The 13,874-nt window shown below is 61.0% G+C and carries 14 protein-coding genes and 3 pseudogenes; 2 read left to right on the forward strand and 15 right to left on the reverse strand.

Annotated features, from left to right (window positions below; translation table 11 throughout):
- On the forward strand, positions 1–354 hold a 354-nt coding region (locus tag NKI67_RS30600; protein ID WP_352648487.1), incomplete at its 5' end, for a transposase domain-containing protein.
- Positions 355–429: 75 nt separating this feature from the next.
- Here the strand turns inward: NKI67_RS30600 and NKI67_RS30605 are convergent.
- The 3 genes and pseudogenes from NKI67_RS30605 to NKI67_RS30615 all read right to left on the reverse strand — a co-directional run.
- Positions 430–702, reverse strand: a pseudogene (locus tag NKI67_RS30605) (transposase zinc-binding domain-containing protein); the annotation flags it as partial.
- A 10-nt stretch (positions 703–712) separates the two neighbouring features.
- Positions 713–1,594 (reverse strand): tyrosine-type recombinase/integrase, encoded by an 882-nt coding sequence (locus NKI67_RS30610; RefSeq protein WP_352648490.1) that lies wholly within the window; start codon positions 1,592–1,594, stop codon positions 713–715.
- Positions 1,595–1,756: 162 nt separating this feature from the next.
- Positions 1,757–2,043: pseudogene (locus tag NKI67_RS30615) on the reverse strand (IS66 family transposase); the annotation flags it as partial.
- A gap of 581 nt (positions 2,044–2,624) precedes the next feature.
- Here NKI67_RS30615 and NKI67_RS30620 point away from each other — a divergent pair.
- Entirely contained in the window at positions 2,625–2,915 is a 291-nt protein-coding gene (locus NKI67_RS30620) for a site-specific integrase (protein WP_352648567.1), read from the forward strand.
- Positions 2,916–2,938: 23 nt separating this feature from the next.
- Here NKI67_RS30620 and NKI67_RS30625 read toward each other — a convergent pair.
- The 12 genes and pseudogenes from NKI67_RS30625 to nifK form a co-directional block, all read right to left on the reverse strand.
- Positions 2,939–3,049 (reverse strand): annotated as a pseudogene (locus NKI67_RS30625) (exopolysaccharide production repressor protein); the annotation flags it as partial.
- A 29-nt stretch (positions 3,050–3,078) separates the two neighbouring features.
- Positions 3,079–3,396, reverse strand: coding sequence for a ferredoxin III, nif-specific (gene fdxB / locus NKI67_RS30630; protein ID WP_352648492.1), 318 nt, complete (start codon positions 3,394–3,396; stop codon positions 3,079–3,081).
- A complete protein-coding gene (locus tag NKI67_RS30635) occupies positions 3,393–3,596 on the reverse strand; it encodes a CCE_0567 family metalloprotein (protein ID WP_352648495.1) in 204 nt (67 codons plus the stop codon). Before NKI67_RS30635 ends, fdxB begins: the two co-directional genes overlap by 4 nt.
- A 25-nt stretch (positions 3,597–3,621) precedes the next feature.
- Entirely contained in the window at positions 3,622–4,014 is a 393-nt protein-coding gene (locus NKI67_RS30640) for a DUF269 domain-containing protein (RefSeq protein WP_352648497.1), read from the reverse strand.
- Between the two features lie 451 nt (positions 4,015–4,465).
- Positions 4,466–5,605, reverse strand: a complete 1,140-nt coding sequence (locus NKI67_RS30645; protein WP_352648499.1) for a redoxin family protein — start codon at positions 5,603–5,605, stop codon at positions 4,466–4,468.
- Positions 5,606–6,938: 1,333 nt separating this feature from the next.
- Positions 6,939–7,241, reverse strand: a complete 303-nt coding sequence (locus tag NKI67_RS30650) for a universal stress protein (RefSeq protein ID WP_352648501.1) — start codon at positions 7,239–7,241, stop codon at positions 6,939–6,941.
- Positions 7,242–7,612: 371 nt separating this feature from the next.
- Positions 7,613–8,317, reverse strand: coding sequence for a response regulator transcription factor (locus NKI67_RS30655; RefSeq protein ID WP_502909371.1), 705 nt, complete (start codon positions 8,315–8,317; stop codon positions 7,613–7,615).
- 109 nt (positions 8,318–8,426) lie between these two features.
- Positions 8,427–8,906, reverse strand: a complete 480-nt coding sequence (locus tag NKI67_RS30660) for a NifX-associated nitrogen fixation protein (RefSeq protein WP_352648506.1) — start codon at positions 8,904–8,906, stop codon at positions 8,427–8,429.
- 17 nt (positions 8,907–8,923) lie between these two features.
- The gene (gene nifX, locus NKI67_RS30665) at positions 8,924–9,421 is read right to left on the reverse strand and encodes a nitrogen fixation protein NifX (RefSeq protein ID WP_352648508.1); all 498 of its coding nucleotides are present in this window, start codon (positions 9,419–9,421) and stop codon (positions 8,924–8,926) included.
- Positions 9,387–10,769, reverse strand: a complete 1,383-nt coding sequence (gene nifN / locus NKI67_RS30670) for a nitrogenase iron-molybdenum cofactor biosynthesis protein NifN (RefSeq protein WP_352648511.1) — start codon at positions 10,767–10,769, stop codon at positions 9,387–9,389. The genes nifX and nifN overlap by 35 nt, the downstream gene beginning before the upstream one ends.
- A gap of 7 nt (positions 10,770–10,776) precedes the next feature.
- Positions 10,777–12,267 (reverse strand): nitrogenase iron-molybdenum cofactor biosynthesis protein NifE, encoded by a 1,491-nt coding sequence (gene nifE, locus NKI67_RS30675; RefSeq protein ID WP_352648513.1) that lies wholly within the window; start codon positions 12,265–12,267, stop codon positions 10,777–10,779.
- A gap of 63 nt (positions 12,268–12,330) precedes the next feature.
- Entirely contained in the window at positions 12,331–13,863 is a 1,533-nt protein-coding gene (gene nifK, locus NKI67_RS30680; RefSeq protein ID WP_352648515.1) for a nitrogenase molybdenum-iron protein subunit beta, read from the reverse strand.
- Positions 13,864–13,874 lie beyond the last annotated feature (11 nt).

Genomic DNA, 13,874 nt, shown 5'->3' on the forward strand with positions numbered 1-13,874 from the left:
ACTGAGGCGGACCGCAGTGTCTCGAGGTCCTCCAGAAATGCGCCGATGAAAGGCGCGTCCAAATCCCGCAGTGTCAACTGCGTCGAAGACGGCAGGATGCCGATCGACAACAACCTGCTTGAGCGCGACATCAGGATTTTTGCCACTGGAAGAAAGAGTTGGCTGTTCAGCGACACTGTGGACGGAGCCAGGGCCAGTGCCGTCGTCTACAGCCTCATGCTGACATGCCGAGCTTGCGGCATCGAGCCCTTGGCCTATTTGCGCCACGTCCTCACGGAATTGCCGCAGCGCGCGGACAATGCCGACATCACCGATCTGTTGCCATTCAACTTCGCCAAAACCGCCGCTGCTTGATCCGATGCAACTGGCCGACAGCGACCCCGGTCAAACGGGCCGCGTCAACGCGCATGGAAATGAGCGCTTACTGTCGAGGAGCTCGGCGCGACGATCCTCCAGCCATTGTGCACGGGCCAGCGATTGGCAGCGTGGGCAATGCCTGTCGCGGCAGCTGTTGAAGGCGATGCGCCGATGGCCGCATTGATCGCATGCTTCGACGTGCCCGCCGAGCGCGGCGGTCCGGCACAGTTCGATCGCCGTCATGACGCGGCGCTGGGCGGTCGACAGCGACGCATCATGCTGTGCGCGATAAGTGTCTCCGTAGCGGCGGAAGATGTCCGCCACTTCCGGCCCCGAGCGGGCCATCGGCGCGAGCTCAGAAGTACTGCGGCTTGGCGGGCGGCGGCGGGGTGGGCGCCGGCCTCGGCAAGAGCTCGAAGGGGCTCGACGTGGCGCAGACCTTGTTGGTGGCGATCCGCAGGTAATGGGCGGTGGTCGCGAGGCTGCGGTGACCGAGCAGCAGTTGAATGGTGCGCACATCGGCGCCGGCCTCCAGCAGATGGACGGCGAAGGCGTGGCGAAGCGAATGGGGCGTGACCGGCTTGGACAATCCGGAGCGGTCGCGCGCTTTCGCGCAGGCGTGTCCCACCGCATCCCTGGTGATCGGCTGGCCGGAACGATCGCCGGGGAAGAGCCACTCCTTTGGCCGCCGCACCTTCCAGTAGCTGCGCAGGATCTCCAAGAGCTTAGGCGACAGCATCACATAGCGGTCCTTCTGGCCTTTGCCCTGCTCCACGCGGATGACCATTCTCTGGCTGTCGATGCCCGTGGGCTTCAGCTGCACCGCTTCCGAGATGCGCAAGCCGGCGGTATAGCAAGTGGTCAGGATGGCGTGGTGTTTGACGTCGAGGACGCAGCCGAGGAACCGCTGAACTTCCTCGGCACTGAGGATGATCGGCAGCTTCTGCGGCTTCTTGGGAAGCGGCAGGACCTCTTCAGGCGCCCAATCCCTCTCGAGCGTCACATTGTAGAGAAAGCGCAGCGCCGCAATGGCGATGTGGATTGAGCCGGGCGACAGCTTCTTCTCGTTGGTCAGATAGACCTGATAGGTCCGAATATCCTCGCGCCCGAGCAAGTCCGGCGACTTGCCGAAGTGACGCGCAAACAGCGACACCTGCTGAAGATAGGAGAGTTGGGTGTTGAGCGCGAGGTTGCGCACCTCCATGTCCTCGCTCATGCGCTGGCGAAGTTGGGTCATGACAAGCTCCTTTGTCCGATGGAATAGGCTGCAAGCAGCCACTCCATGCTGACGCAGTCGGAGCTTGTTGTGGACACATGACCAGTGCGACAGACGACGCGATCAGATCACGCTGTCGGCACTCACCCTCCTTCCCGCTCCGCATTCGCGGAGCGGGTTAGTCCAAACCTGCTTATGCCGCGCGCGGCATAAGCAGGTGTTGATCAGCGTCACCATGAAGGCGGCCCGATCGGCACCACGATCGGAGCCTGCAAACAACCAAGCTGTCCTGCCGAGAGCAAAACCACGCAGCGCGCGTTCGGCGGCGTTGATGGTGAGGCAGATCCGGCAGTCGCTAAGGACGTGAAGCTGTCCCAGCGCTTCAGCATGTAGCCGGTAGGCTCGGCAACCGGAGAACTGCGCGACAGTTTGGCCCGCTCGTTCCGCATCCAGGTCCTCAAGTTCGGGATACTCGACAGGAGAGATCCGCGCAGCGCAGATTTATCAGCCAGAAGCTGTCGGATTGGACCGAAGCGAACCAACGGGCCTTCAGTTTACTTCGACGGCGCGACGAAGACGACGATCCCCGATTACGTGCCGGGGCACGTAATCGCAGTTTTGTGTCCTGAACGGTTATGTGGCCCGGGAGCCCAGCCTCTGTAATCAAACGATATGATTGTCCCCGGCGACACATAGTACGAGCGGATCAACAAGCGGATCCTCCATCTCCCCTAATTCAGAATGGAGGTTGTCAGGTGCCGGGATTTTTTGATTATCTTCGCGAAGAGCGGGGACCTGCGTCCGAGCTCCATCCACGCTAGCGGCACCATCTGGGCGGGTTCGAGCGATATCTCAGAGGTGTTGGATGCGAGGTGACCACGCTTTCGTTGCTAGTGGTAGCGGGGTTCGTCACGACGCAGGCTCAGCACTTCGGGCCCAGATCGATGATCGGTCTTGCGAGCACATTGAGCGGTTTTCTCCAATGTATGCATCGAGAAGGTCTTCTCCAACACGACATCAGCAAACTAGTCGAGGTGCCCAGCATTACAGGTTGGCCGACATCCCCCGATCGATCAGTTGGGATTCCATCCGGAAGATGCTCGACCAGGTCGATCGCCGCACCGTCGTCGGGCGACGCGATTACGCCATGCTGTTGCTGATGATCTTATATGGCCTGCGCGCCCGCGAGGTCGCGATGTTGATGCTCGACAAAATTATCATTTTATCATCATCTGGCGGCTGGTATCCAACGTCCTTGCAACGACCGAAATGCTCAGCCATTTGGCCAGCTCTGCTAGCGCAGCTAGACCGCCAGATCAGAAAGAGCACGCTTGCGAAATAGGCCAACTGAAGGAGCAACGAACAAGCCAGCGTCGTGACGACTACTGTGCGGATGGAATGAGAAGCGAAGTAGATAATCAGAGCGTTGCTGCAGAGGACCAGCCCCAGGACGCGACAAAAGATTTTTAAGGGCAACGCCGTTCTCCTGGTTTTGTCTCCTCAGATCATGCTGCGACCTGGTCGGCCGCAACATGGGTCTGGCAGTTCTTCGGGCAGACGCGGCCGCAGGCTCCGCAGCCAATGCAGCGGCCGGCATGGTCGACGACCATGATCATGCGATTGAGCTCGCCGTCGAAATCGTCGTCTTCGCCGTCGCAGGCGCCGAGGATTTCACCCGCGTCATCGACGCCGTAAAGATGCATGACCTCGCGCGAGCAGACTTTGAAACAGCGGCCGCAGCCGATGCAGGTCGTGCCGTCTACAGCGGTGAGATATTCCGGCATCCATCCGGAGCCGTCGCGGGTGGTGAATGTGCTCCTCATCGTAACTTCTTCATTGCAGCGAGCTCTCTCTTGGCACCATCCAACTCGGCAAAAACGGCGGACGCTTCCTCGGCAACTTCCACTATCTCCGTCCATTTTCCCGGGAGATCCTCTACAAGGTCGCCCAATTTCGTCTTGGCAATTGCCGCGCGCAGCTGAAGCTTTCGGACTTTCTTCCCCATCTCATCTAGCTTTGACATAGATCCTTCCTCGAAATCGGTTTCTTCACGCCCGTGCCACGTCGGGATAGGCTTCGATGGCAGCAGTCGCATCGTCGACCAGGTTCGTACCGGCCTCCGCGAGCTTCCTGAACGTCTCGAAGCCGAACCGGTGGATGTCTTGACAGAGCGACCAACCGCCCGGCCGCGAACACCAGGCGTCCGAAGCCCCCCTGGGTTTCATCTTTGTCATTGGCGATGTCCTCAGGCCGGAGCGCTCCTCGATCGCGAGCCCGACGGCGGTGTAGAACATGTCGAGCCTCCACAGCACGTCCGGCTCGGGATCGCCGATGACCGGCATCACACGGCGCTGTTTTCTGGTGACGATGAAGTTGGCCAGTTCGGCGTCTGATTTGCCTTCCCACGAGCCGTAGGAGTCTTGAGCACGGATCAGCCGCACGAGGCATCTGACGAACGGTGTGGCAAGGGCCGCCCTCGTCCTCGTTGACGGCAGGGCTGATTGCGGTGTCAGATATTTCGCACACTCCTCATTTCAGTCCTCTTCCTCGAAGCACGATCTCTGTTTTCGGGGACGCCTGCTTCGGGCCCACTTGCGCAGCGGACGTCCGGCTCGGCCGGGCCGATTCCACGCAAGTGATGTCCCTGTGGCCGACCTTGAACACGTCCTGGACCGTGACGTCTTCCACGACTGGCCGAATTCGCGTCGAACATCACGTCCGCAGGCATTCGGCCGGAGGTTATTACAAGATTTGAACTCCAACCTGCGGCAAGCGATGCGCCCTATGCTGCAATGGACATACTTACTGCGGGCTCGCCGCAGACAATGGGCGAATTGGCCAGGGTTCCAATTGTCATCCCTTTGCGATCTCTGCTCATGAGGCGACTGCGGTTTAATTTTCAGGAGCCTTGTTTTGCGGAACCACGCATAGATCCGCGTAACAGGCGTTCTCACCCGTGTAATTGGCCAGGGCTTGGAGCAATGGGGTAAGGTAGTGCTGTTTCATGTGGTCCGGCATTCCCTCCTGATCACCCAGCGATTTCAGCGCCACCTCGATCAACTCGATCGCGCGATCCTTGTCGCCGCTCTCGTAATAATACTGAGCGAGCGGGACGTACCAAAGGAATTTAAGGGGGCCGTCCCCTTGTGGAGGATTGAGTGTCAGGATCTGTTCCGAGAGCTTGTCGCCCATCGCAAAGCGCTGAGCATGGGGGAGATGGGAGTTGTCCATTTTGGGATCGAAGAGTTCGTTCAGGACCATGCCCATCCAAGCCACGGCCTCGAACTTCTTGTCGATCGCGTCCTCGACCAACTGTTGCAGGACTGGCAAGCCGGCCCGCATGTCGCGCAGCTTGTGAAGCAGTAGATTCGCATGAATGCACCGGAACTCCATATTGTCCGGCAACAAGGCAATGCCCTCTTCGATCGCCGAGAGCGCCGCCATCCAATCCTCGGCCTCCATCGCCGGCCGAAGTTTGGCGGATATCGGCTTGGTGAGCGTTCGTTCGCGCGCTTCGCGTTGGCCACCGGCAATACGCTTCTTATCAGCAGCTTTCGCTTCATCGCTGGTGCGCCAGCTGCCGTTAAGCATTTTCGGCAAAATCTGATCAAGGTGCATCGGATGACCGATAAAAGCGATGTGGCCGTCTCGGTCGACCACGAACGATCTCGGAATCCCAAGAGAAAAGCTGGGTTCCATCCAAAGCCTGTTCATTTCGCCTGTGGAGTCGAACGCGATCCGAAAGTTCAGGTTCGAGCACTTTTCGGTCAACCACGCGTCCAATCTAGTTTGGGCCTCGACGGCCGTTGGAGCGTCTTCATCGGCGGCGACTCCGACGACCTCAAGCCCGCTGTCCTTGTATTTCTCCTGGAGCTGCACCAGATGGGGCATCGCCGTCACACATGGTGCGCACCAAGTTGCCCAAAATTCGACGATATACACTTTGCCGGGCTGGAAGTTCGTGAGGGGCTCGCCACGCAGCCAGTTCTCCACTTGGATCGAAGGAGCCGGCGACTCCATCTGCAATGTCATGTTGCTCTCCAAAGCTATTGCCAAGGCTGCGCGACTTTATGCGCGAGCTTGTTTCCCCCTTAGGGAGGGGCACACGGGTTCAAGCAAAGGAGAGTCACGCGCGTCTGCGTGCAGCCAGCCTTCACTCAGTGTTGCCGCATCACACTTCGCAAAGGCCGTGCCAGCACGCTCAGCGGGCAGTAAGCGCATTAATGGCTTAGAAAAGCTCCAAGCCAAGTTGGCCGTTTGTATTGAAGTCGACATGTTTTCCTGCCGCTGTCCGGTTTTGGACATGCCTTTGGCGCTTCGGGCCGGCACGAAAGCCTGGCCACGGACGACTCCACATGTATTCGGGCTGAGGGACCGAGCAGATGGGATCATGACTGCGTTGGCTGCCGCCAGGCCCGTCATCATCGTCCGCTTCACGCCACTGGCTTGAGCGTCTTGCCGTTCCGGTACCTCAGGCGGCAGCGGATCTTACCATTTGCGATTGCGAAGGGCTGCTCCATCCGGGCGCGGCCTGTGCCCCCTCGCCCGCCTTGCGATTGAATTCCTGGCCGGCTGGGAAATTTTCACGACGGAGCCGGTCCAGCTTCGGCTCGCCAATACCGCCGTCGTCAGCTCGACGATTATGATCGTGGCGAAAAAGGTCAGGATGAGTGCCGGCATGTGCGGCTGGTGAGCTCTCCGGGGTTCCTGCTTTGTGCCGATATTTTCTGTGTTCCCTGTGCTCAGGCGCTACAGGGACCGCCTGGTGCGAATGTGAGCGTTGTCGGACAGCCCCAAAGACCGCTCGGTTGCCACGCCGGCCGGGCCGGACAGACTGAAAACGCTGAAGATGCGGCCGCCCTCGCCGCTGACCCAGTACCATCCCAGGCGATGACAACGTGATTGATGCCATCGTTCGCGCCGAGGCCGGCAAGAGCCCGCCCGTCCGACTCGAAGGTCGGTGCCTTGGCCGCTGCACGGTCGTTGCGGTGTTCAGCTCCCGGCCAGTGGTGAGGGAAATCGTGATAACGCCAATACGACGAGGCTACGGTCCGAACGCGGCCTGCCGCGCTGAAACGACTCTCTTTCTCGACCTGACGCCGAACCGAGTATCGGTGTTTTGAGCGCATTGAGGACGCCTGGGCCTCTGCCCGGCCGTTGGGCTCCGCGTTACGGATCATCTCGGGCGAGCAGAACCCCCGAGAGCGTGCTAGAGACGTCCGGGATGTTCTCGGCGACGGCGCTTGCAAATTGGCTCCGAGGAGCTTCGCGAAATTGCGCGTTTGCCGCGACCTTTCTCCGACTTGGCATCAGGAAAGGTGACCCTGCGGAACTTCGAACAGCATTGGTGCAACTTTAGAACCAGTCAGCGAGCCAAAAACAGCGGCAAAGGCGGCTTCCCAACTATCCATCTTGTCACGCCACCGAAGAGCCGCTCGCGCAGCCGGCGGCTGCCATAAGCGCCCATGACTATCACGTCGGCAGACGTGTCGATTGCGTGCTGCGCGAGCACTGTGGCCACTGGTTTCCCGCCGCTCGCCAGCCAGTCGACCGACGCCCGAGCACCGTGCCGAGTGAGATAAGCAGCGATGTCAGCCCCCGGCTCGGCGCCGTTTCCGGTGCAGGTCGCCTCCGGATCGACTAAGTGCGACACGAACTTCCTCAGCACCGGCTAGCAGATCCAGCGCTTCCCGAACCGAGCGGGACGCCTCGACGCGCGAATCCCAGCCGACCAGCACGCGCCGTGGCGACAGAGTCGCCTCAGCGCCCTCCGGCACGACAAGCACCGGCTTTCGGTATCGAACAAGCTGCCGTTGATAACAAGAGGTCCGAGACTAGTGTCGTTGAGAAGTGCGGGGCCGATGATTGTCAGGTCGGTGCAGAGCGCCCGCTATCGCACCGCGTCACCGACGCCAGCCTTGTCGCAGTGTTCGGTATCGACATCATAGCACCCCCACGTGTCTCTCAGCAGTTGTTCGAAGCCGCAAGACTTGCCCTCAGCACGACGGAGACGAGAGTGGCATTACATCCGTTCGCTATTCAGTCGTCCGGCTTCTCGAGCGAGTAGCCGGCCGACCTGACGGTACGAATGACGCTGCCGGGCGAGGCCGTCTTCAGCGCCTTTCTGATCCGGCTGATATGGACGTCGACGGTGCGTGCACCGATATGGATATTGTCCGGCCAGGCCGCGCCGATCAGCTCGTCCCGGCTGAAGACCTTGCCGGGATTCTCAAGCAAATGCCGCAGCAGGTTGAATTCGATCGGTCCGAGATGGATGTCGTGGCCATTGCCGCGAACTCGGTGGGCATCGAGCTTCATCTCAAGGCTGCCGCAGCAGAGCCAGCTGCCGTTTTCGATCCCGTTTGAACCCGGCTTCGGCAGCGCCAGCTTCGTCCGTAGACAGTCGAGCAGCTTGGCCGGCGCGAAGGGCCGCACAAAGCTCTCGTCAATACCTGCCTTCAAGAGATCGAGGTGCTGGTTCTCGGCGCCGGGCGCGATCAGCGCAATTACGGGCAGGCCGCCGGTCCGGGGCTCGCCCTTGAACCGGGCGCAGATTGTGGAGCCTGTCGCGCTTGCTGGCCCGCAGTCCAGCACTACCGCCTGGAGCTCCCGTTCATCAGCCAATGCAAGTGCTTCCTTCACGCCGTCTGCCGGCTCACTCGTGAAGCCGTCCACTCCCAGAATGTGGCTGAGGAACAGATACAACTCAGCATCTTGCGAACAGATCAGGACCAATGGCTTCATCAGAGCTACCCCAAGAACCAAATCGGCAGCGACCGCCTTGGCTGAGTGGGTTGAGCATGGCCTGTCCTCAAGGCTTGGCATGATCCCCGGGCTCGAAGACCCGGTTCCATCATGCTCGCGCCACCTCGGGATAGGCTTCAATGGCTGTGATCGCATCGCCGGCCAGTTGCGTGCCCGCCGCGGCGAGTTTCCAGAACGTCTCGAAACCGAACCGGTGCACGTCGCGCAGAGTCTTCGACACAACGACCAACCGCCCGGCCGTGAGAAGCACGCGCCCGAAGCCCTCATGGCTCATCTCCATCATCGGCGATGCCATCAGGCCGGAGCGCTCCTCGATCGCAAGCCCGACGGCGGTGTAAAACATCTCGAGCCTCCACAGCACATCCGGATCGGGATCGCTGATGATCGGGATCGCACGGCGCTGTTCCCTAGTAATGATGAAGTCGCCCAGCAGCTCGGCGTCCGATTTGCCTTCCCACGACCCGTGGGAATCATGAGCCCGGACCAGCCGCACGAGGCATTTGACGAACGGGGTGGCAAGGGCCGCCTCGTCTTCGGCGACAGCAGGGCTAACCACGACGTCAGACATTTCGCCCACTCCTCATTTCAGTCCTCGTCCTCGAAGGACGGTTTCTGTTCGGCGACACCTGCCTGCGCCAGCACCTTGCGCAGCCAAGGTGGAGGACACGTCCTGAGCATCATCTGCGTGCGCAACAGCACCTCTTGGAAGCTTTGGGGGTGCGGCACTTTGATCGGATGAATTTTTGCCGAAACAACCTTGGCTGCCGAAGGTCCGCCGATCGCCAGACAAAACAGCAGATGACAGCCCTTCAGCGCCTCCACCTTCGGGGTGATGCGGTCATCGCCCTCAGTTCGGTGCTCCCCGCTCTCGTCGGAAACGTCATCGAAGGCTAAGGCTTCCACGAGATTCCACTCCTCGCGCATCACGTCGTAGACAGCAAAGCGCCTGGCCGACCCGAAATGGGCATTGAGTTCCTTCATGTCTTGCGTGGCGATCGCCACGCGCAATGCGCCGGCTTGGCGTTCTGGCGTCGGTGCGTGAACCTCGTCAGTGACGAGCGAGAGGCGACGAACGGAGCTCATCTGGCATTTCTCGCGTACGGAGTGGATCAAGCGCCTCAGGCGTCGGCGCGTGCCGGTTGGCTTCAAAGATGTTGGCAACCTCGAAGATCAGGTCGCGGGTCCCCTGATAGAGGATTGTGAGCTTGTGCTGGCTGCCGAGCCGGTCGAAGATCGGGAAGCCGACCCGCATGAGCGGAATGCCGAGGCGCTGCGCCGCCTGGCGGCCATGGGAATGGGTGACGAGAAGATCAGCGCCGGCGCCAAGAGCTTCCAAATCGCCGAGATCCCCGATTTGAACCGACTGCGCCGGTACTTCCTCCAAAATTTTCGACATGTCGGTCGTGGTGACCGCCGCCGCGATTTCGGAGCCCATGCCGATGAAGAAGCTCGCGAGTTGGTAGAGTTGGTCTGGTTCAGCAGCGATCGCAATTTTCTTGCCTCCAAAGTGGAAATGTCCGTCGAGCAACGCGTCCTGCAACTGCGCCCGGCGACGGCGCACCCCAGCCGGTGCCGCCGCGCCCGAAACCGCGGACAGGAGCGAGACGAACCGGTCGGCGTCCTTCAATCCAGTCAGCGACCGGAACAGCACGTAAGGCACGCCGGTCAACCTCTGCAGCAGCTCGGCCGGGCGGCGCATATGCTCACCGATGACGATGCATTGCCCGGCCGTGCCAAGCTCACGGATATCCTCGACACTGGTGCCGCCATAGGTGGTCGTGACCCAGCGGTCGGGCACCCTACCGTCGAGCGAGCCGGAGACGTCCGGCAGAATCACCGGCTTGAGTCCAAAGCTCTCAACTATCTCACGCAAATGCTCGATATCAGCCACAGTGAGGTTCCAGCCAGGCAGGATCACGATCTTCTTCGACTGGCGCGCCTGCTCGCCGGGACGCGTAATCCTTTCGATCATCGCGGTGACAGCCTTGGCCCAGCCCTCTTCGATCGCGCCGTCGAAATCCGGTGTGTTGGCTAGCACCACCTCCGTACCCGCGAGTTCTTCCCTGCGCTTCAGCCTGATATTGGCGATATCCCCTGCGCAGTCTTCGCCGCGGGTTTCCACCAGCGCCGTGGTGCAGACCCCGATCAGCGTTGGCTTTGTGCGGGCCTTGAGATTGAGGATCGCCTCTTCCAGATGGTCTGCCCCGCCGAGGATCGTCGCCACCTCGTCCATCGCTGTCGTCTGCAAGGGGATGGCTTCCTTGAAATGCCGCACGAACAGCACGAGCGCAAAGCTGGTGCACCCCTGGCTGCCGTGGAACAACGGCATCGCGCCGTCGACGCCAAGAAAGGCCAAGGCGGCACCCAACGGCTGCGATGACTTCAGCGGATTGACCGCCGCCGCTTTGGTCTGGGGAAGGATGCGGACCATCGCTTCCTCAATTCTCGCCGAAATCGTCGGCCGTCGTGCCGGCGAATTCCTGGACAGCATGCAAGGTCGCGGTGTCGCTTTTCGTGCACGGCAGTTCCTCCCTCACCGCAGGCTGGCAGTCCCATGGTGCCGGCTCCCGCACCTGCCGCCAGATCGGGTTATGAATGGCGAGGTCGATTTGGCGTACGAGTTCCACCATGCCGTCATAGCCGGCGTAAGGGTGTTGGCGCTCCTGATTGATATCGAGCCAGGGTGTCTTGGCCTTCAGCGCGATGAACTGCGTGCGCCCGCCCGACAGCATGATATCGGCCTTGTGTTCTGAGAGCATGGCGTAAAGGTCGCGCGGCGTCATTTGCTCGAACATGTGGTTGTCGTCCTTGAGGATCTGCTTGATGCGCTCCTTGTCTTCGACGGTCGACTTCTTGACCGAGGTGCCAACCATCTCGATGCCGACCTCCATCAGCGCATGGACGACCGACCAGGACTTCACACCGCCGGTGTTGAGCAGGACGCGCTTGCCTTCGAGCCTCGGCCGGTAGGCCGCAAGCTTCTTCCAGGCGATCGCCTCCTCCTCTGCAATCAATGCCTCGGTGCGGCCGAGGATCTCCGGATCGGCACCCTTCTTCACGAGCAGCTGAGATATCTGTCGGAGCGCTTCCGAGGTGTCGGTGATGCCGTAGAAGGAGCCCTCGAAAAACGGGATGTCCCAGCGCTGTTCCATCTTGCGGGCGAGATTGATGAGCGCGGTCGAGCACACCATCATAGCCGCCCGGGCGCGGTGCGCGCAGGCAATGTCGAAGTAACGCGCGTCGCCCGGAATGCAGGCGCGCACCCGGATGCCGAGCCGATCCAGCAGCGGCTTCACCAGCCAAAATTCGCCCGAGAGGTTGAATTCGCCAAGGATATTGATGTCGTAGGGGCCGGCATCGTCGGGCTCCACCGTGCCGATGACATGCTCGAGCAACGCCTCGCCGGCAAGCTTGTTGCCAAGATTCTTGGAGCCGACAAAGCCCGGCGCATTGACCGGCACCACCGGCAAACCGAACTTTTCCGCCGCGCGCTTGCAGACGGCCTCGATGTCGTCGCCGATCAGCGCCGTCACGCAGGTCGGATACACGAAGATAGCCGGCGGCCCATACGCTTCCTGGATCTCGCGGATCGCTTTGAAGAGCTTCCGCTCGCCCTGCCCCATCACAACGTCGAGTTCGGTGAGGTCGGTCGTGAAGCTCGTGCGCCACAGCGTTGGCCCGGACGAAGCCGCACCGCGGTTGTCCCAGGAATTGCCCTCGCAGGCGAGCGGCGCATGGATCAAATGCGCAACGTCGGTGATCGGCTGCAGCACGATCTTGGCGCCATCGAAGGCACAGCCGCCGGCCGCCGCCCCGGGGGTCAGTGGCTTCGAACAGCCCTTTTTGCGCGCCTTGGCATCCTTGCCGCGGTTCTGCTCGCAGGCGGGCTCGTTGAAGACATCCTGGATTTTGGCTCTGAGCGAGGACATTGCGTCGGTCTCCAAAGTCCCTCGGGAAGACGAACGGCCTCACTGAAGAGCCGGCCGCCACGCTTAGCGGGTGAGGTCATACGAATAGTCCGTCACGCCCGTCTCGCGATCGAGCTTGTCGAAGATCTTGTCGAGGATCGTCGTCAGGACGCGCAACCCGCCTTGGTAGCCCATAAGCGCAAACCGATGGTGATGGTGGCGGTCGAAGATCGGAAACGTCAGCCGGATCAGCGGCGTGCCGGTGTCGCGCTCCAGATACTTGCCATAGGAGTTGCCGATCAGCAGGTCCACCGGCTCGGTGAAGAGCAGGGAGCGCATCGCCCAGAGGTCCTTGCCCGCCCAGACTTGAGCATCCTTGCCGAAGGGCGATGATGCAAGCAGTTCCTTCAACTCCGCTTCCCATGCCGAGGTGCCGTTGGTGGCGAGGCAATGGGTCGGCTCGCCGCCCGTCTCCATGATGAAGCGGGCCATGGCGTAGACAAAGTCCGGATCACCGTAGATGGCGTATTTCTTACCGTGCAGCCAGGATTGGCTGTCCGCCATGGCGTCAACAAGTCGGCCGCGCTCCAGGCGGATTGCCTCGGGGATTTGCTTGCCGGAAATCGCGGAGACCTCCATCAGGAAGTCGTCGGTCGCCTGGACTCCGAGCGGATAATGAAACGAGGCCGTCGCCTGCCCTACCCCCTCGCAATACTCCAGTGTTTTTCGGGTGTTGTAATGCTGTAGCGAAAGTGTCGCGTGGGCGTTGAGTGCCTTCCTCACGTCTTCGATCTTCGTGCCGCCGTCATACATGCGGTATTCGCCGTCCGATGGCGTGTCGAACTGGTCAGAGGCGTCTTGGATGAAGGTATAGGACACGCCTATCAGATCGAGCAGGCGCTTGAGTTCCCGGTTGTTGCCGACACAGAAGCCGTCGAAGCCCGGAATGATGTTGATGGTTCCCTCGGCTTCCGTTCGCTCCTCGCCTTTCCAGAAATGCTCCAAAATGCCCTTGACCGCGACGTCATAGCCGTCGACATGGCTGCCGACGAAGGCCGGCGTGTGGGCGAAGGGTACGTCGAAGTCGCGCGGGACCGAGCCTTCGTCCTTGGCGTTCTCGATAAAGCTGTGCAGGTCGTCGCCAATGACCTCCGCCATACAAGTGGTCGAGACGGCGATCATCTTCGGGTCGTAGAGTTGGTACGTGTTGGCGAGCCCGTCGACCATATTCTTCAGGCCACCGAACACTGCCGCGTCCTCGGTCATCGAGGAGGAAACTGCCGAAGCAGGCTCCTTGAAATGGCGCGACAGGTGCGAGCGGTAGTAGGCCACGCAGCCCTGGCTGCCGTGGACGAAGGACATGGTTCGCTCGAAACCGGCGGCCGCGAACACCGCGCCGAGCGGCTGGCAGGCTTTGGCGGGGTTCACGACAAGCGCTTCGCGAGCGAGGTTCTTTTCGCGGTATTCCCACGTTTTGGTGAATTCGCGTTGGTCGGTAACGACCTGGTCCGGGTGCGGACACTCGAAATTCAGCCTCTTCTCGGCGAGCATCTGCCTGTATTCCGGCTCGCGGAACAGGGGCGCGTGGTCGAGAACTTTTTCAGCCGACTGCGGCATGGGTGGTTACC

This window comes from Mesorhizobium sp. M0408 (assembly GCF_040321495.1).
GTDB lineage: Bacteria > Pseudomonadota > Alphaproteobacteria > Rhizobiales > Rhizobiaceae > Mesorhizobium.

Bases quoted from the DNA above. Each gene is read 5' to 3' on its own strand.
- NKI67_RS30610 (WP_352648490.1), bottom strand. From the start codon at position 1,594: ATGACCCAACTTCGCCAGCGCATGAGCGAGGACATGGAGGTGCGCAAC.
- fdxB (WP_352648492.1), bottom strand. From the start codon at position 3,396: ATGAGGAGCACATTCACCACCCGCGACGGCTCCGGATGGATGCCGGAA.
- NKI67_RS30635 (WP_352648495.1), bottom strand. From the start codon at position 3,596: ATGTCAAAGCTAGATGAGATGGGGAAGAAAGTCCGAAAGCTTCAGCTG.
- NKI67_RS30645 (WP_352648499.1), bottom strand. From the start codon at position 5,605: ATGACATTGCAGATGGAGTCGCCGGCTCCTTCGATCCAAGTGGAGAAC.
- NKI67_RS30655 (WP_502909371.1), bottom strand. From the start codon at position 8,317: ATGAAGCCATTGGTCCTGATCTGTTCGCAAGATGCTGAGTTGTATCTG.
- NKI67_RS30660 (WP_352648506.1), bottom strand. From the start codon at position 8,906: ATGTCTGACGTCGTGGTTAGCCCTGCTGTCGCCGAAGACGAGGCGGCC.
- nifX (WP_352648508.1), bottom strand. From the start codon at position 9,421: ATGAGCTCCGTTCGTCGCCTCTCGCTCGTCACTGACGAGGTTCACGCA.
- nifN (WP_352648511.1), bottom strand. From the start codon at position 10,769: ATGGTCCGCATCCTTCCCCAGACCAAAGCGGCGGCGGTCAATCCGCTG.
- nifE (WP_352648513.1), bottom strand. From the start codon at position 12,267: ATGTCCTCGCTCAGAGCCAAAATCCAGGATGTCTTCAACGAGCCCGCC.
- nifK (WP_352648515.1), bottom strand. From the start codon at position 13,863: ATGCCGCAGTCGGCTGAAAAAGTTCTCGACCACGCGCCCCTGTTCCGC.